At 67.8% G+C, this 15,641-nt stretch carries 22 protein-coding genes and 1 tRNA gene; 14 read left to right on the top strand and 9 right to left on the bottom strand.

Annotated elements, in window-relative coordinates; all coding sequences use genetic code 11:
- Positions 1-30 precede the first annotated feature (30 nt).
- Both ACT89H_RS11565 and ACT89H_RS11560 read left to right on the top strand, forming a co-directional pair.
- A complete protein-coding gene (locus ACT89H_RS11565; RefSeq protein WP_445108556.1) occupies positions 31-705 on the top strand; it encodes an MspA family porin in 675 nt (224 codons plus the stop codon).
- Positions 706-771: 66 nt separating this feature from the next.
- Positions 772-1,443, top strand: a complete 672-nt coding sequence (locus ACT89H_RS11560) for an MspA family porin (RefSeq protein WP_445108555.1) — start codon at positions 772-774, stop codon at positions 1,441-1,443.
- A 75-nt stretch (positions 1,444-1,518) separates the two neighbouring features.
- On the opposite strand, the gene mscL is transcribed toward ACT89H_RS11560, so the two are convergent.
- The 4 genes from mscL to ACT89H_RS11540 form a co-directional block, all read right to left on the bottom strand.
- Positions 1,519-1,923: a large conductance mechanosensitive channel protein MscL gene (gene mscL / locus ACT89H_RS11555; RefSeq protein WP_445108554.1), complete on the bottom strand. Its 405-nt coding sequence runs from the start codon at positions 1,921-1,923 to the stop codon at positions 1,519-1,521.
- A 117-nt stretch (positions 1,924-2,040) separates the two neighbouring features.
- The gene (locus ACT89H_RS11550) at positions 2,041-2,703 is read right to left on the bottom strand and encodes an SAF domain-containing protein (protein WP_445108553.1); all 663 of its coding nucleotides are present in this window, start codon (positions 2,701-2,703) and stop codon (positions 2,041-2,043) included.
- Positions 2,704-2,790: 87 nt separating this feature from the next.
- Positions 2,791-3,087, bottom strand: a complete 297-nt coding sequence (locus ACT89H_RS11545; RefSeq protein WP_445108552.1) for an FmdB family zinc ribbon protein — start codon at positions 3,085-3,087, stop codon at positions 2,791-2,793.
- Positions 3,088-3,156: 69 nt separating this feature from the next.
- Positions 3,157-3,765, bottom strand: a complete 609-nt coding sequence (locus tag ACT89H_RS11540; protein WP_445108551.1) for a 5-formyltetrahydrofolate cyclo-ligase — start codon at positions 3,763-3,765, stop codon at positions 3,157-3,159.
- 67 nt (positions 3,766-3,832) lie between these two features.
- Between ACT89H_RS11540 and ACT89H_RS11535 the strand changes: the two genes are divergently transcribed.
- From ACT89H_RS11535 to ACT89H_RS11515, 5 genes are all read left to right on the top strand, one after another.
- Positions 3,833-4,789: a UTP--glucose-1-phosphate uridylyltransferase gene (locus tag ACT89H_RS11535; RefSeq protein ID WP_445108550.1), complete on the top strand. Its 957-nt coding sequence runs from the start codon at positions 3,833-3,835 to the stop codon at positions 4,787-4,789.
- 151 nt (positions 4,790-4,940) lie between these two features.
- Positions 4,941-6,197, top strand: coding sequence for a molybdotransferase-like divisome protein Glp (gene glp, locus ACT89H_RS11530; protein WP_039801046.1), 1,257 nt, complete (start codon positions 4,941-4,943; stop codon positions 6,195-6,197).
- Between the two features lie 11 nt (positions 6,198-6,208).
- Positions 6,209-6,859 (top strand): GNAT family N-acetyltransferase, encoded by a 651-nt coding sequence (locus ACT89H_RS11525; protein WP_445108549.1) that lies wholly within the window; start codon positions 6,209-6,211, stop codon positions 6,857-6,859.
- A 261-nt stretch (positions 6,860-7,120) separates the two neighbouring features.
- On the top strand, positions 7,121-8,215 hold the full coding sequence (gene sepX, locus ACT89H_RS11520) for a divisome protein SepX/GlpR (RefSeq protein WP_445108548.1): 1,095 nt from the start codon (positions 7,121-7,123) through the stop codon (positions 8,213-8,215).
- 91 nt (positions 8,216-8,306) lie between these two features.
- Positions 8,307-8,382 (top strand) — tRNA-Ala (locus ACT89H_RS11515).
- A 114-nt stretch (positions 8,383-8,496) separates the two neighbouring features.
- Here ACT89H_RS11515 and ACT89H_RS11510 read toward each other — a convergent pair.
- Entirely contained in the window at positions 8,497-8,868 is a 372-nt protein-coding gene (locus ACT89H_RS11510; RefSeq protein WP_445108547.1) for a hypothetical protein, read from the bottom strand.
- Here ACT89H_RS11510 and ACT89H_RS11505 point away from each other — a divergent pair.
- On the top strand, positions 8,861-9,004 hold the full coding sequence (locus ACT89H_RS11505; RefSeq protein WP_445108546.1) for a hypothetical protein: 144 nt from the start codon (positions 8,861-8,863) through the stop codon (positions 9,002-9,004). The genes ACT89H_RS11510 and ACT89H_RS11505 overlap by 8 nt on opposite strands.
- Before the next feature lie 2 nt (positions 9,005-9,006).
- Here ACT89H_RS11505 and ACT89H_RS11500 read toward each other — a convergent pair whose 3' ends face one another.
- A complete protein-coding gene (locus ACT89H_RS11500) occupies positions 9,007-9,399 on the bottom strand; it encodes a YunG family protein (protein WP_445108545.1) in 393 nt (130 codons plus the stop codon).
- Positions 9,400-9,691: 292 nt separating this feature from the next.
- Between ACT89H_RS11500 and ACT89H_RS11495 the strand changes: the two genes are divergently transcribed.
- A complete protein-coding gene (locus ACT89H_RS11495; RefSeq protein ID WP_445108544.1) occupies positions 9,692-10,159 on the top strand; it encodes an NUDIX hydrolase in 468 nt (155 codons plus the stop codon).
- A gap of 16 nt (positions 10,160-10,175) precedes the next feature.
- Complete coding sequence (locus ACT89H_RS11490) at positions 10,176-11,021, top strand: glycosyltransferase (protein WP_445108543.1); 846 nt, start codon at positions 10,176-10,178, stop codon at positions 11,019-11,021.
- A 365-nt stretch (positions 11,022-11,386) separates the two neighbouring features.
- Here ACT89H_RS11490 and ACT89H_RS11485 read toward each other — a convergent pair whose 3' ends face one another.
- Together ACT89H_RS11485 and ACT89H_RS11480 are read right to left on the bottom strand one after the other, a co-directional pair.
- Positions 11,387-11,917: a hypothetical protein gene (locus ACT89H_RS11485; protein WP_445108542.1), complete on the bottom strand. Its 531-nt coding sequence runs from the start codon at positions 11,915-11,917 to the stop codon at positions 11,387-11,389.
- 247 nt (positions 11,918-12,164) lie between these two features.
- Entirely contained in the window at positions 12,165-12,617 is a 453-nt protein-coding gene (locus ACT89H_RS11480) for a hypothetical protein (protein WP_445108541.1), read from the bottom strand.
- A 350-nt stretch (positions 12,618-12,967) separates the two neighbouring features.
- On the opposite strand from ACT89H_RS11480, the gene ACT89H_RS11475 reads away from it, so the two are divergent.
- Together ACT89H_RS11475 and ACT89H_RS11470 are read left to right on the top strand one after the other, a co-directional pair.
- Entirely contained in the window at positions 12,968-13,225 is a 258-nt protein-coding gene (locus ACT89H_RS11475) for a hypothetical protein (RefSeq protein WP_445108540.1), read from the top strand.
- Positions 13,226-13,338: 113 nt separating this feature from the next.
- Positions 13,339-13,572 (top strand): metallothionein, encoded by a 234-nt coding sequence (locus ACT89H_RS11470; protein WP_445108539.1) that lies wholly within the window; start codon positions 13,339-13,341, stop codon positions 13,570-13,572.
- Between the two features lie 30 nt (positions 13,573-13,602).
- On the opposite strand, the gene ACT89H_RS11465 is transcribed toward ACT89H_RS11470, so the two are convergent.
- Positions 13,603-14,340 (bottom strand): uracil-DNA glycosylase, encoded by a 738-nt coding sequence (locus ACT89H_RS11465; RefSeq protein ID WP_445108538.1) that lies wholly within the window; start codon positions 14,338-14,340, stop codon positions 13,603-13,605.
- Between the two features lie 351 nt (positions 14,341-14,691).
- On the opposite strand from ACT89H_RS11465, the gene ACT89H_RS11460 reads away from it, so the two are divergent.
- Positions 14,692-15,135, top strand: a complete 444-nt coding sequence (locus ACT89H_RS11460) for a GyrI-like domain-containing protein (RefSeq protein WP_445108537.1) — start codon at positions 14,692-14,694, stop codon at positions 15,133-15,135.
- Positions 15,132-15,566, top strand: coding sequence for a GyrI-like domain-containing protein (locus tag ACT89H_RS11455; RefSeq protein ID WP_445108536.1), 435 nt, complete (start codon positions 15,132-15,134; stop codon positions 15,564-15,566). The genes ACT89H_RS11460 and ACT89H_RS11455 overlap by 4 nt, the downstream gene beginning before the upstream one ends.
- Positions 15,567-15,641 lie beyond the last annotated feature (75 nt).

Genomic DNA, 15,641 nt, shown 5'->3' with positions numbered 1-15,641 from the left:
GCGGGCGGATGCAACCTGATGAGGAAAAACATGAGCAAGTACCGCATCAACGGTCTGTCTCGAGGCGTCCGCCTCGCGGGCGCCGCCGCTGTGGCGGCCGTAGCCACCGGTCTGTTGTCGACCGGCGCGGCCAACGCCGATGTCTTCGTGCCGTTGCCGGACGGTTACCGGGCAGGGCCTGGCGTGAACATCGCTCGCACTGGTGAGCGCGCACTGATCTCCCCATCCCTCGCTGCGAACGGTGCCGGCCGTGTCGTGTGGGTTTCCGGGAACGCCAGTGCCGATGTGGCCGTCACTCCCGAAGGCACTGTCGGCCCGACCAATGGTCCGGCCGGGAACCCGGGAACGAATAATTCGTCCACGCATGGTGCTTCGCAGTTGAGTACCGGTTATATCGTCGGTTGTCAGGTGAGTATTGCTGATGATGCGATTTCTGCGGGGGTGTCGGGCAGTGTCAATCTGAGTGGTGCGAGTGCGGGTGGGTCGATCGGTGTCAATCTCGGTCCCGGTGAGGTCAAGTTCGTTCAGATCGATTACAAGGACATTCTGAAGCCGGGTGTGTACTCGGTGGAGTATCAGGATGCCGAGATCCAGATTCAGGGTTGCGCGGGTTATGCGCAGGCGCGTTCGTACACGGTCGTCGAGATCATCGGTGATCACTACTCGAAGACGACCCTCTACGGGATGCCGTTCAGCATCGGCTGACGCGCGTCGAATCTGTCACCTCTCTTTTCGCTGAAGCGAACTCGAATCTCGATGGGAATTACCGTCATGTTGGATCGTAAAATGTTGGCGCGCGTGGCCGGGCTGTGCGCATCCGCCGCCGTCGCGGTGGGTCTGCTCTCGACGGGTGCGGCGAATGCCGACACTTTTGTCCCGCTGCCGGGCGGGGTGCTGACCAAGACGTTGTCGGACGGCACTGTGGTGACCGTTCGTCTGGTCGGTGAGTCGGCCAATATCAGCCCGTCCATGGGTGCGACTCCGTTGCATCGCAACGCCTGGGTGTCGGGTAGCGCGCAGGTGGAGCTGTCGGGTGCGGCCGGGGGCAAGATCTTGCCGGGCTACACCGTTGGCTGCCAGGTGAATATCGCCGGTGGTGGTGCCACTGGTGGTGTGGACGGCAATGTGGACTGGAGTAGTGGTCAGAACGTCACCGGTGGCGTGGGTGCGAACTCCGGCGGCAATCTGTCGTTGGGGCCGGGGCAGGCGAAGTCGTTCTATGTGCTCGATCTGGAGCAGGCCGACGACTTCGGCAATGAGGCGCACCGGACCCGCAATGCTTTCAAGGGCACCAGCGGTTCGGTGACCTGGGCTGACGAGACCATCGGCCTGAACGGGTGTGCGGGTTACGCGCAGGCGCGTGCTTTCGTCAGTGTCGAGGTGGAGACCGACAACGTCATCACCTGGGTGACGTTGTGGGGGCAGCCGTTCAGCCTCGGCTGAGCGCCGGATATCCACACGCGGTACGCGGACGGGCCCGTCGCCGACGGGCCCGTGTCGCTTGCGGCACGGCCGAACTCAGAATTCGTGCCGCCCGCCCGAGCTGGTTTGGCTTTCGGCGAGCAGGTCGCGGATCTGGATCAACACCTCCGAATCGGTAAGCGTGGTCTCGTCGGGCCGGAAGCGCTTCTTCAATCGCGCGGCGGGCAGCACGAGCACGAAGAACAGCACCGCGGCGATGATCACGAAATTGATCACGGCGGTGATGATGGGACCGGCCTGGACGAAGGTCGCGGGCTTGTCGGCGACCAACCGGAAACCCAGGCCGATATCACCCGGTCCGCCGAGGACGGCGAGCAGCGGATTGACGATGCCGCTGGTGATCGCGGTGATGATCGCGACGAACGCCGTACCGATGACCACCGCGACCGCCAGGTCGATCACGTTTCCGCGGAACAGAAAATCTCTGAACTCTTTGAGCATGGCCGGTGTCTCCTCTTTTCCGTGGAGCTGGGCAGTCGTGCTCGGCGGTACCCGGGCGCCGGTAGGGCCGATGCTAATGAGCCGTCGGCGAATATTCGGCGAGGCACGATCGGCGGGTCAGTGGAAGACGACGGTGAGCGCGGTGTGCAGCGACGCGCCCGCCACGGCGGTGGCGTGTTCGGCGTCCATCGCGACCAAGACCACGCGTTCCGCGGCTGCCCGGCCCGCACCGGCGCCGGAGACGAGGACTACGGCGGCATCGGTGGCGAGGGTGCGGGCGGGCCGGGCGCCGGGACCGCCCGCGTCTTCGGCGCTGATGACGTCGACGCGATCGCCCGCTCGCAGGATGTCGGCGACGGCCGTGTCGGCGAGGCGGACGGGCACGATACGCGCCGCACGGGCGCCCGTCGCCGCCGCGGCCAGGCGCGGGCCGACGACGCGCAGGTCGGTGAAAACCTCGCCTTGGCGCATGGCGCCGGTCAGCGTCGCGCCGACGAGCGCTGCTGGATCGGTGACCGCACCCGCCGGTAAGGTGCCCGCTTCGCGCGGGGCGGGGCGCAGGTCGCCTGCCTCGAGCAGCCGCCCGGGCGCGAGGTCCCGGCCCGCGACGAGCACGGTGACGCGTTGGGTACCGGGATCACCGCGGAGGAAGAGGAACGCCGCGAGCACGGCGAGAGCGACGGCGAGCAACCGTCGGACGAGTACGGTGTCGGCCCATGGCGGCCGCTGCCATCCCGAGGGATTCCAGCCGCGGCCGAGATCGGCGAGTGCGCGAGTCATGGCCGGATCCTATGGCCGGACTTGCGTCCGACCGGCCCGGATCACGGTGGGCTGTGGATAGGTGGCCGACTGTGGAAAACCGTCGAATCAGCCGGCTACGGCCGTGCTGGTAGACGCTGTCGACCCGCTCGACGAGCTGGAGTCGGACGTGGAAGACGAATTCGAGCTGCTGTCGGCCTTGGCGGGCTCGCTGGCGGTCGAGGAGCCACCGCGGCTGTCGGTGCGGTAGAAGCCGCTGCCCTTGAAGACGATGCCGACCGAGTTGAACAGCTTGCGCAGCTTTCCCGAGCACTCCGAGCACACGGTCAGCGCTTCGTCGGTGAACGACTGAACGATGTCGAAGCGGTTGTCACACTGGGTGCACGCATACGAGTAAGTAGGCACAGGATCCTCCGCGGTGTTCGTCGATCTGGCACTCTACAGCCGACAGTGCCAACACCGCCAATCGGTGTTTCATTCCCCAGGGTAAACGTCGCCCAGCCTGCGCAGGCCGCCGCATGGCGTGAGCGCCCAGCCCATGCGCCGGTCGTGCGGCTCCTCGGGCAGCCGGTCGACCAGTTCGTCGTCCCGGACCACCGCGACCAGGCGGGCGTCCGGTCGCGCGGCGGGCAGCGTGCGGTCGTAGTAACCGGCGCCCCGGCCGAGGCGAACGCCGCGCAGGTCCACCGCGAGAGCGGGAACCAGGATCAGGTCCGCCCTGGTGACGGTCTCCGGCGGCAGCACAGCGCCGATGGGTTCCAGCAATCCGTAGCGGGCCCGGCGCAGGGCATCCGCGCCGGTGTATTCGGCCCAGCTCAGCGGCCCCGGCGGCCCGGTCACCGGCAGCAGCACCCGCGCACCGCCGGCCAGCAGCGCGTCCAACATCGCGGTCGATCCCGGTTCGCCCGCGACGGGCACATACGCGCAGACCCATTCGCGAGCGGCCACCGTGGCGACCGCCGTGGCCAGGGCGAAGGCTTCCTTCTCGCGCTCCGTTGCGCTCATCACAGCTCGTCGGGCGAGTAGTTCCGTGCGCCATGCATGCTTATCGCGCTCGCCGGGCATCTTCACAGTGATCACCATAGGCTCACCCCGGGACCGGTCGGCGCGACGCCGATCCGGCGGCGTGATGGATGGATAGGGTATGCGTATGACAGCAAAGGCCGGACAGCCCGGTGACGCCGCGGAGGTGTCGTGCTTCCGCACGGCCGTGGTGCCCGCGGCCGGGCTCGGAACGCGGTTCCTGCCCGCGACCAAGACGGTGCCCAAGGAACTTCTTCCGGTGGTGGACACACCCGGCATCGAGTTGGTTGCCGCCGAGGCGGCCGGTTCCGGCGCGCAGCGGCTTGTGATCGTCACCTCCCCCGGCAAGGACGGCGTGGTCGCGCACTTCGTCGAGGACCTGGTGCTGGAGAGCACGCTCGAGGAGCGCGGCAAGTTCAAGCTGCTGGAGAAGGTGCGCAAGGCGCCGGGTCTGCTCGATGTCACCTCGGTGGTGCAGGAGGAGCCGCTCGGGCTCGGTCATGCCGTGGCCCAGGCCGAGCGGGTCCTCGATGACGACGAGGACGTCATCGCCGTCCTGTTGCCCGACGACCTCGTGCTGCCCCGCGGTGTGCTCGACGTGATGTGCCGGGTGCGCCGCAAGCGCGGCGGAACGGTGCTGTGCGCCATCGACGTCCCCAAGGACGAGGTCAGCGCCTACGGTGTGTTCGACGTAGCGCCCGTGCCGGACGCGGTGAACCCGAATGTGCTGCGCGTCAAGGGCATGGTGGAGAAGCCCGCGCTCGCCGACGCGCCGTCGACGTTCGCCGCCGCGGGCCGGTATCTGCTCGATCGCGCGATCTTCGACGCGCTGCGCCGCATCGAGCCCGGCGCGGGCGGCGAACTGCAACTCACCGACGCCATCGCACTGCTGATCGCCGAGGGGCATCCGGTTCATGTGGTGGTGCACCGTGGGTCGCGCCACGATTTGGGCAACCCGGGCGGTTATCTTCGTGCTGCGGTCGATTTCGCACTGGAACGAGAGGAATACGGCCCCGCTCTGCGGGAGTGGCTGCAGCACCGCCTCAGTCCGGACTGGGATCCGCAGCTGACGACCGGCGACTGACGGACCCGGCCGGGGTTTCGCCGAGAGCGGACCGTCGGGTACGAATGATGGTTCACCGCGGTGCGCACGTGAATGCGTTTGCGCCCCGGCGGGATCGCGCGCCCGCGCGGGCGAGCTCGGATGGAGTGCGGAGAGGATCAGGAAGGGCTGGATGCGCTCGGTTGAGGATCAGCAGATCAAGGTGACCGCCGCGGCGGTCGCGCCCCGGCCGGTCCGGGTCGCGATCTCCGAAGCTCAGGGCCTGCTGTGCGCCGAGGACGTCGTCACCCAGCGGCCGTTGCCCGGCTTCGACCAGGCGGCCATCGACGGTTATGCCGTGCGCAGCGTCGACGTGGCCTCCGCTGGGGCCGACATCCGGGACGAAGAAGGTGAACTGGTCGACCTCACCCTCCCGGTGGTCGGCGAGGTGGTCGCCGGTTCCCGTCAGCCGATTCGCTTGCAACCTCGCCAGACCGTCCGGGTGGATACCGGCGCGCCGATGCCGACGCTCGCCGACGCGGTGCTCCCGCTGGACTTCACCGACGGCGGGCGGGTCAGGATCAAGGTGTACGAGCCGGTGCGTTCCGGCGACTACGTGCGCCGGATCGGTGACGACGTCCAGCCGGGCGATGTGGCGGTGCGCGCGGGAACCATCATCGGCGCCGCGCAGGTGGGCTTGCTCGCCGCGGTGGGTCAAGACAAAGTGCTGGTGCACCCGCGCCCGCGCCTCTCGGTGCTGTCGGTGGGCGGTGAGTTGATCGATATCGATCGCACGCCGGGCCCCGGCCAGGTCTACGACGTGAACTCCTACGCGCTGGCCGCGGCCGCGCGCGATGCCGGCGCGGATGTCAACCGCGTCGGCATCGTGAGTTCCGATCCGCGCATGTTGCGCGACGTGGTCGAGGGACAGTTGGTGCGCTCGGAGGTGGTGGTGATCGCGGGCGCGGTCGGCGGCTGGGCCTCCGAACAGGTCCGGGAGGCGCTGGAGGGCCTCGGCGAGCTCGAAATCACCCGGGTGGCCATGCATCCCGGTTCGGTTCAGGGCTTCGGGCGGCTGGGTCGCGACGAGGTTCCAACGTTCCTGCTACCGTCCAACCCGGTGGGCGCGCTGGTGGTGTTCGAGGTGATGGTGCGGCCTCTGATCCGAATCGCGTTGGGGCGCAGGCACCCCATGCGCCGAATCATCAGCGCGCGGACCATCACGCCCATCAGTTCCATGGAGGGCCGTAAGGGATACCTGCGCGCGCAACTCATGCGGGACGAAGCCACCGGCGAGTACCTCGTGCAGCCGCTCGGCAACGGGAGCTCGTCCTCGCACCTGCTCGCCACGCTCGCCGAGGCGAACAGTCTGATCGTGATCGACCCGGACGACACCGACATCCGCACCGGTGACGAAGTCCAGGTCGCCTTTCTCGCACAGCGCGGCTGAACGTGGACGCCATGAACGTCTTCCGGACCGCGCAGCATCCGGGCTGGCCCGCGCGGCTCGGCCCGGTTCAGGTGGCCGCGGGACAGGTGACATTGCGTCCGGTCCGGATGCGCGACGCGGCTGCCTGGAGCCGGATCCGTTTGCGGGACAGAGCGCATCTGGAGCCGTGGGAGCCGACCGGTCGCGGGTCGTGGGAGGCGCGCAATCACGCGTCGAACTGGCCCTCGCTGTGGTCGAGCCTGAAAGCCGAGGCCAGGCGCGGTGCGATGATCCCGTTGGTGATCGAGGTCGACGGCACGTTCAGCGGGCAGTTGACCGTGGGCAATATCGTGCGCGGCGCACTGCGCTCGGCCTGGATCGGCTATTGGGTGGCCAAGGATCTCAGCGGGAAAGGCGTCGCGACGGCGGCGTTGGCGCTCGGTCTCGACCACTGCTTCGGGCCGGTCGGCCTGCATCGGGTGGAGGCGACCGTTCGACCCGAGAACCTGGCCAGCCAGGCGGTATTGCGCAATGTCGGTTTCCGGGAGGAGGGGCTGCTGCGGCGCTACCTCGACGTGGACGGCGCCTGGCGGGATCACCTGCTGGTCGGCATGACCGTCGAGGAACTGACCGGAACGGTCCTGGACCGGATGGTGCGAGAGGGGCGCGTCACCCTGCTGTAGAACCGGCCACCGGAGCGCGGTGACATTGAGTGGATGTGACAGGTGTGGCGGATGTGCACGGCGCGCCTGCCGGAACTTGGTGCTACCCGGAATTAGCCTACGGACGTCGATGGTGCGTCTTGCGTCATCGGCAGTGAGCCTGCGAGGGGATCGGCGTCCGCGCCGTCGCGTCGGACGGGGGCCGGCCGAGCGCGGGGCGTGTGACGCGCCGCTGGCGGGCCGAGCCGGAGGAAATCCAGGCGGGACGGAGGTGCTGACGCGATGCCGAATTCGATCCTGTGGATCGGTCTGGTCGTGCTCTGGGTCTTCGTCCTGTTCCCGATTCTCGCCGACCGTCACCCCAGAATCCGCCGGACCACCGATGCCGCGCTGGCCACCAGGGTCCTGCACCGCGGCGGCGGCAAACGACGTGTCAAGAAGGGCCCGGCCGCCGGGCACGAAACCGATCCGAACTGGCGGCCCCGCCGCGTACCGAGAGAGTATCCCCACAGCGATGATGCGGAGGACCGGATGACGACACCGGCCGACGAGCCCGTCACCGAGACCGACGAGGAGAACACGCCCGCGGCCGACGACGCCGTGGCATCCGACATCGCTGACGCCGAGACGGATGACACCCAGGCCGACGACTTCACCTCCGCCACACCGGAGCTGGACGAGGCGGACGACGAAAAGACGCGCCACGAGGTGCCGGCCGACGACGAAGCCGCCGAAGTCGCTGCGAAGATCGACGCGGGGACCGATGATGACCGCGTGGGCGCACACCACCCCGAGCCGGTCGCGGCGAGAATCCCGCCTGCGCGCTCCACCGCGCCCGCCCTCGTGGACTACGACGACTACGACGACGCGGGCCCGGACGATCCGGATTTCGTCCCCAACCGTCGTGGCCGCGGCGGCTTCGACCCCGAAGCCGACGCCATCGCCCGGGCGGCCCGATACACCTTCCGGCAGCGTGCCGTCCTCGGCCTGCTGCTCACCGCCCTCCTGTTCGGCGCACTCGCGTTCGTATTCACTCCGATGCTGTGGTGGGGTTGCGGGCTCGCTGTCACGGTGCTGGCGACCTATCTGGCCTACCTCCGCAAGCAAGTACGGATGGAGGAGGAGATCCGCCGCAGGCGCGCCGCCCGCCTCGACCGCGGCCACCAAGACGAAGCCGATCCAGGTGCCCGCCGGGCCCGCGCCCCGCGCGGCACCATGGACCGCGACACCGCTCGCGCGATCCGCCGCCGCTCCACCCTGGTCGACCCCGACGACGAAGACCCCATGTTCGCCCACCTCGACCCCTTCGACCCGGCCACCGCCCGCGCCCTGCGCAGCCGCACCGGCAGCGATATGCGCCGCGCGGCCGGCGCGTAGTGCATATGCGTCTCCGCAGGTCAGGGTGCCGATTCGGAGTCTGGGGGGATGGCCTGATACAGTGTCACAGCGCGGTTCCCCGGAGCCGCACGGGGCTATAGCGCAGTTGGTAGCGCGTCTCGTTCGCATCGAGAAGGTCAGGGGTTCGATTCCCCTTAGCTCCACCAGAATGGCCTTATTACAACCCTGGCCAAAAGAAGAACCGCAGGCCAGGGCCTCGACCAACCTCAGCAACTCGCCACCCTTCCGGGTGGCGAGTTCCTTTTCCGGCACATGTTGCTTCAGTACGCCTCGAGCCACCTCTGGCCCATGGCCGCGCTCCAGGGCTGCGTTCCCGGCCTGGATGGCGTGCAGCTCGGCGAGCGGTTGGTGAAGCTCATAGCCGGTGATCGGGTCTTGATCTTGGCCCGCGGCAATGCGCCGTCCTCGGCCAGTGCGATCAGGTTGGTTTCCTTGACGTCCAGTTCTAGCTCAGTGGACTGACTGGCCTGGCGTTCATGCGGTTCGGCGACCACAGTGAGGCCGCTACCTACCTGCAATCCGCCATCGACGGCACCGGGGCCTACCCCCGGCGAACAGATCGCCTGGCAGATCCGCTTGGCCCAGAACCACGTCCAGGCCGGAGCGATCGCCGATGGCTGCGGGGTGCTCATCGAGAACTTCGCCGGTATCAGCAAGGTGGCCTCGACCCGACTACAAACGACGCTCGTCGACATTGCGGATGAACTGCGTCGGCACGTGGCCGTTGCGGAAGTGCGCGAGTTCTTCGGACTGTGGACTGCCCGGTGACGCTAATCGTTGAGCTGCTCATCGACTCGCGTCCGTAGCAGTTCGTAGCGCTGCCGGGTGTGCGCGTAGGAGAGGCAGTAGTCGCGCGTCGAGGCGAAGCCCTTGGTTTTCGGTGCCGGTTCGGAGAAGTGAGTGTGCTCCGGGAACTGCTCGGCGGCGAGATCGACCATCTCGCCGCCGATGACGTTGAAGTAGTGCGAGACGGTTTCTCCACTGGGCAAGGTGGCGACACTGTTGAGGATCTCCCCGCCGAGATAGTCGTGCACCACGCAGGCGGTCACGGCGCACTGGCCTTTCGCTGGGTTGCTATCGGTCCAGTCCTGGGCTGCGCTCGTGTCGGCGGACCAGGCGGCGCGGATGGCTTGGTGGAGGGCTTCGAGGGGGAGGGTGCCCATGAGGGTCAGGGTAGCAATGTCGTTGGGTGGCGGTTCTGTTTCTGGCAGATGCCACTTCACGCGTGCTCTGCCGTCATCTCCCATTGGTGTCTGGCGACTGGGCCGCTACCGCGCGGTCCCAGGGTCGAGCCTGGTCCGGGCAGCCGAACGGTTCTTTACCGGCGGTTGCCCTGCTGGTATGCGTCCGGCGCATATTCGGCAAGCTGGCCGCGCATTAGGCTCGGGGCGCTTCACGAGTTTCAGCCGCCGGGGCGCGGCATCAACGACAACAGCTGAACGAAAGGAAGCATTTATGGGTAGTACGGCAACCGAGACCGTCCAGGATGCAAAGCCCCAGCGGCACAAGGTAACTGGTGATGTTCATTTGGTGCTTCGCCGTGGCGACTCCGTGCTCTACGGGCAGCGCTACAACACGGGGTTCGAGGATGGCGCGTGGCACCTGCCCGCGGGCCACCTGGAGGCCGGCGAATCCGTCGTCACCGCTCTGATCCGCGAAGCCGCCGAGGAGATCGGCGTCACGATCAGGCCCGAGGACGTGCAGTTCAGCCACATCATGCATAACTCCTCGTCTGGTGGCCGCATGGCGATCTTCTTCACCGTCACCGATTGGCAGGGCGAGCCCGAGAACCGTGAGCCCGACAAGTGCAGTGCGCTCGACTGGTTTGCGCTCGACACTCCACCCGATCACATGATCGACTACTGCCGCGTCGCGATGAAGCACATCGCCGAGGGCACACCGTTTTCGGTCTACGGCTGGTAGAGCTACGACGCTCCAGTTGGCCCTGGTCACCTACCAGAGTGCAGAAGATCTTCCAGGATTCCTCGAGACCCTCTCCGCTGCGGTCGAGCCGTTCACTGTGGACATGGTCGGGGTCGATAATGTCTCCACCGACCGCAGCGCTGAGATCGTCGAAGACTTCGGCGGCCGAGTCATCCGCAACACTCGCAACGTCGGGCTGGCAGCGGCGATCAATCAGGGCGCGGCGGCAACCGGCGGGCAGTGGATCCTGGTCGCCAACCCCGACACGAAGCTGACATCCGGCTCGATCGCTGCTCCCATCGAGACGGCGAAGACCGATGACCGGATCGGCATGATCGGCCCACGCATCGTGCGACTGGACGGCGAGCCGTACCCCAGCGGGCGCCGTTTCCCGTCTCCGGCGGTAGGTATCGTGCACGCGCTGCTGGGCGGTATCTGGCCGGGCAACCCGGCGACGCGCCGCTATTTCGGTGTCCCGGTCACCGAAGTCAGTGATGTGGACTGGATTTCGGGATGCTGCATGCTTTTTCGACGCGAAGCTTTCGAAGCAGTAGGTGGGTTCGACGACCGTTACTTCCTCTACTTCGAAGAAACCAAGGTGGCCCTCGACATGCACCGCGGCGGGTGGCGCGTCGTCCTCGATCCTAGGGTCGAGATCCGTCACCGCGAGGGCGGCAGCATGCGGTCCGCGCCATTCAGGAAGGTTCACTCCCACCACCGCAGCGCCCTGCGGTTCTACTGCGACTACCACCAGGGCTCGCCCTGGATCGTGTTCGCACCGCTGGTCGCGGCCGGGCTTGTCGTGCGTGGGACAGCGGCGGTGGCACGGACCGCGCTGCTGCAGCGAATGAAGGGCCGCTAGACGAACGGCTGCTCGTCCAGCCCCACCCCGGTCCGGATGTCGGCGAGAAGGCACGTCACGCAGGCCTCGCAATCGTCGTCTATTCGTCGCCGGTTGAGTCCCCAAGTTGTACAAGGACGGGCGTCGGCCGGAACCGATGCGCTGCCACGGATTGAGGGTCGTGAGGGTCATTCCCTGGGGGATTCGGCGGGGAAGTCTTCCAGGTCAGTGACGACGAGTCGGCGGGCCGGGACCTGCCTTTCCAGCATGTCGGTCAGGCCGGGGCTGCGGTGAGGTCGTAGCGGCCGTCGAGCACGGCCCGCACGTAGCTGGGGAGGGTGGTGAGTCGCAGTCGGTCGAAGTCGGACGGGTTACCGGCTCCGCGCTCAGGCGGTGGCGGTCCGCAGGGCGAACCAGCCCGTGCCGGGGTCGGCGAAACCGTGATACATCAGGCGGACTCGCTGATCGACTTCGAAGAGGCGATAGATCGCGAGCATGGCGCGGGCGGTGGCTTCTTGCTGGAAGTCGTCGATGCGGCGGTACCCGATGGGGTGTTCGGGGAGCAGCGCGAGGCGGGTGAGTTCGGTGGGATCGCCGACATCCAGGCCCATCGGCGCGGCGTCGGTGATGTGGTGGTCGTGCAGGATGTCGTGGATCTGGTGCGGGTCGGGGCGGCCGGAGCGGAATTCGTGCACTTCGGCGCGCAGAGCCGGGCCGGTGGGCTCGGTCTCGACCAGATCGATCAGTTCGGGATCGATGGTCGGGGTCCCGCTGTCATCGGCGATCGGGGTTTGTTCGAGCAGATGCAGCATGTTGCCGCCGGGAATCAGTGGCTCCGGGGCGAGGAACAGGGTGACCGTCGGGCAGACACAGCCCTGGCCGAGCAGACAGACGCGCATGTGGAACGAATCGGGCATGCGGCCCTCCTCCATCGGGACGGGCCGTGGTAGGCGGCCCTTGCTGGATCGGGACTTCTAGTTGTGCCGATCGCGGAATCACCGTGGCGCTTCGGCGGTCGACCGTGCCGCAGTTCCCCAGTCTAGGAGCCGGGCACCGCCCGCGCATCGGCATCACTCGCGTGGATCGGCGGAAATGCCCATGCATCGGGTCGCGTGCCGTGCGGCCGAACCGGCCAGGATGGTCAGCCGGGCAGGCAACCACGGCTCAGCTGATCCGGATCTCGACCGGCGGAGCCGGTACGTGCGGATAGTCGGTGGTCACGTCGACCTGCACGCGCCCCGGGCCGGTGGGCAAGGCGGCGAAGACGGTTGCGGCCGGCTGGTTCCCGGCGGTCTTGTCGCTGACGGGGACGGCCACCGTGCCCGCGGCGCCGGTGTCGAGGTTGCGCCAGTTGGCGAACGCCGTGAAGGTGCACGGCATGCCCATGGGGGTGTTGCCGGCGAAGGTGATGCCGAAACGGGCCACGCCGGGCGTCCCACTGGGCGAGGAGACGCCCGCTCGGCCTTCGCCGTAGCAGGTGTCGCCGAAGGTACGGATGACTCCGATGTTCACGAAGGCGGGTGCCTCCGCGGTCGCCGGACCCGCCCATGCCGCGAACCCGCCGACGCACAGCGCCGCGACCAGGGCGCTTCGTCCGGCCAACTGCCTGCTTCGCATTGTCGATCACGCTCCTTCATCATCGAATCGAGCACTCTCGGTCGGTCATTGTGCCCCCGTTCGCCGCCGTTCGCGGTTCGATTGCTCGGCACGTCGTCGGGTGTCGACCCGGCACGCGACCGGTGCGTGCGCGCTTAGCATCGGAACGTGGATCGAGGATCGTTGCTGAAGGCTCGGGCGGGCGGGAAACTGCACGGCGGCAATCACGGGATCGCGCCGGAAGAGGTGGTCGCCGCGCAGCGAGCCCGCATGCTGGTGGCGATGATCGAGGCGGCCGCCGACAAGGGGTACGCGGCGGCGACGGTGGCGGACGTGCTGAAGTTTTCTCCACTCTGGCGCAGGAGCCGCAGGTGGCGAAGGTTTTCCTGGTGGAGGTGTACGCGGCGGGACGGCCGGTGCTCGAGCGGCGGCTGGCCACCCAGGCCGCTTTGGCAGAGGGATTCGCCGATGCGCTGCGCGCGACCCGTCCGCATCAGCGGCTGGCGAGTGAAGCGGTGATCGGCGCGGTCGTCTCGCTGGCGACCAACCGCGTCGTCGCCGGCGAGTTCGCCGCGCTGCCCGGGCTGCGCGAGCCGCTGATGTCGTCGCTGATCCGGAATTTGGTGTGAGGCCGGACAGTCCTCCGGCGATCGCCGATGTCGCCCGGCTCGTTTCGCGTGCTCGGCGCTGGGTACCGCGAACTGCGATGCTCGAGCCCATCGACGTGGAAGGACCACATCTCATGGCAACCTGCGACACCTGCGGAAACGACTACGACAAGACGTTCACCATCACCCGTGACGGCCAGTCCGCCACCTTCGACAGCTTCGAGTGCGCGATCACCGCCATGGCCCCGACCTGCACGCACTGTTCCTGCCGGATCGTGGGTCACGGGGTGGAGGCGCGCGGAGACTACTTCTGCTGCGCGCACTGCGCCCACGAAGCAGGTCATCCGGCGCTGGTCGATCACGTCTGAACCCGCTGCCGAGCGGCGATGCGCGACCGATCAGCCGCGCGGCGCGTGGCTTCGCCGCACCTCGAGCCCGGCGGCATGCGCCGCTTCGGCCAGCACCGCTTCGAGCATGGCCGGAGTGAGTCGTCCGGTGAAGGTGTTCTGCTGACTGACGTGGTAGCAGCCGAACAAGTGCAGCGGAGCACGGCCCGCCTCGGACGCGGCCAGTTCGACGTGCGCGCCGTGGCCGAATTTCGGTCGCGGGCGCGGCACGGTCCAGCCCGCGGCCGCCAGCACCGGAAGCAGAGCCTGCCAGCCGAACGCGCCGAGCACCACCACCGCGCGGACGGTGGGCGTCAACAGGCGCAATTCGGTGTTCAGCCAGTGGCCGCAGCGATCCCGTTCCGCCGGCGTCGGCTTGTTGTCCGGCGGAGCGCAGTGCACCGGGGCGGTGATCCGCACGCCGTACAGCCGCAGGCCGTCGTCGGCGCTGATCGCGGTCGGCTGGTTGGCCAGACCGACCGCGTGCAGCGCCGCGAAGAGCACGTCGCCGCTGCGGTCGCCGGTGAACATCCGCCCGGTGCGGTTGCCGCCGTGCGCGGCGGGCGCGAGTCCGACGAGCAGCATCCGCGCGTCCGCCGGACCGAAGCCGGGTACGGGGCGGCCCCAGTAGGTCTGGTCGCGGAAGGCGGCGCGTTTGCGGCGCGCGACGAGTTCGCGCCAGGCGACCAGGCGAGGGCAGGCGAAGCAGTCGGCGACCGCCGCGTCGAGTTCGGCGATGGTCCGGCACATATCAGTACCGGCCGTCGGTGGCGGTGGCGCAGGCGCGATCGGTGGGGCGCCCGGGAACGCGGCCGGGTCGGTCGGAGATCGGCGTATCGTGCATCAAAACTCCGTTCGGTGGTGCCCCGGGAGGGACGAACCGGACGGTTGCGGGTCGCCGCGACCGGCCGGTGCCGTCGACCGTTCATCGGTCCTGTCCGGACGGTACCGCTTCGGACATCTGTCCAGTTCAGCGGGGTGATCGGGCGGCGATCAGGCGCGATATGTCATCGGTACCACCCGGTCCGGGTTGGTAGCATGGCGGTTCCGACCGACCTGACGCGGTGGTTCACCTCCGGCTTCTTTCGAAAGAGTCTTTCCATGCAGTTTGAGATCGTCGAGCGGGACGAGACGTGGGTTGCCGGGCTGCCGGTACGCAGCCCCAAACGCGCGCTCGGGGAACTGCGTGACCGCGATCTGGAAGCCGCCTGGGCGGCGGTGTTGCACCAGGAGCTCGGCGGCCCGCTGGCCAGCGCCTACACCGACTACACCGGTGAGCTGGGCACGTACAACACGCAGATCGTCGGCTATCAGTGCGCGTCTTTCGACGACGTCACCCGCGGTCACCTGGTCGCCCGGCTGCCGCGCGGCGCCTACGCCCGGTTCTCCTCGGTAGGTAACTTCCCGCAGGTGATGACCGACCTGTGGACCCAGATCGCCTATGCCGAGGAGCGCAACCAGATCAAACGGACCTACACCGGCGATTTCGAGTGCTATCCGCACGCGTACAAGATCGATCTGTACCTGGCGGTCGACGCGCGATGAGCTATGCGATCGTGGTGCGTGCCGAGGCGATCTACGGGGGACTGGTCGTCCCGCGGGTGCGCCCGAGTTTCAAGGTCAGCAACAGCGACCTCATCGAGTTCCTCAAGGACCGGCTGCGCGACCGGGAGGGTGCCGGCGGTCCGATGTACACGGTGTACGTACCGGATCCGGCGGGCAACTACAACGCGGTGGTCTGTTTCGAGTACCCCGCGCCGGACGCCGTGCCGGTAGGTGACGTCTTGGTGCGGGTGCCGAAAGGCGTCTATGCCCGATTCGCGCCGAACGGCGACTATCACGATCCGGTAGAGGACGTCTGGGCGCAGGTCGACGACGCGACGGCGTCCGCCGAGATCACCCGGGCCTACCGTGAAGAGATCGAGATCTGGCACGGTCCGGAGTCGGTCGAGTTGTTCATTTCCATCCTCGTTTAGATTGCCAATAAGTAACTTACCCCGAACCGACTGGTCTCCATATTATTTTCGATTAGGAATGTGCCCGGTCTGACC

It is taken from the genome of Nocardia aegles (genome assembly GCF_052545135.1).
Note: the sequence above shows the minus strand (reverse complement) of the source record. Positions and strands in the feature narration are given on the sequence as shown.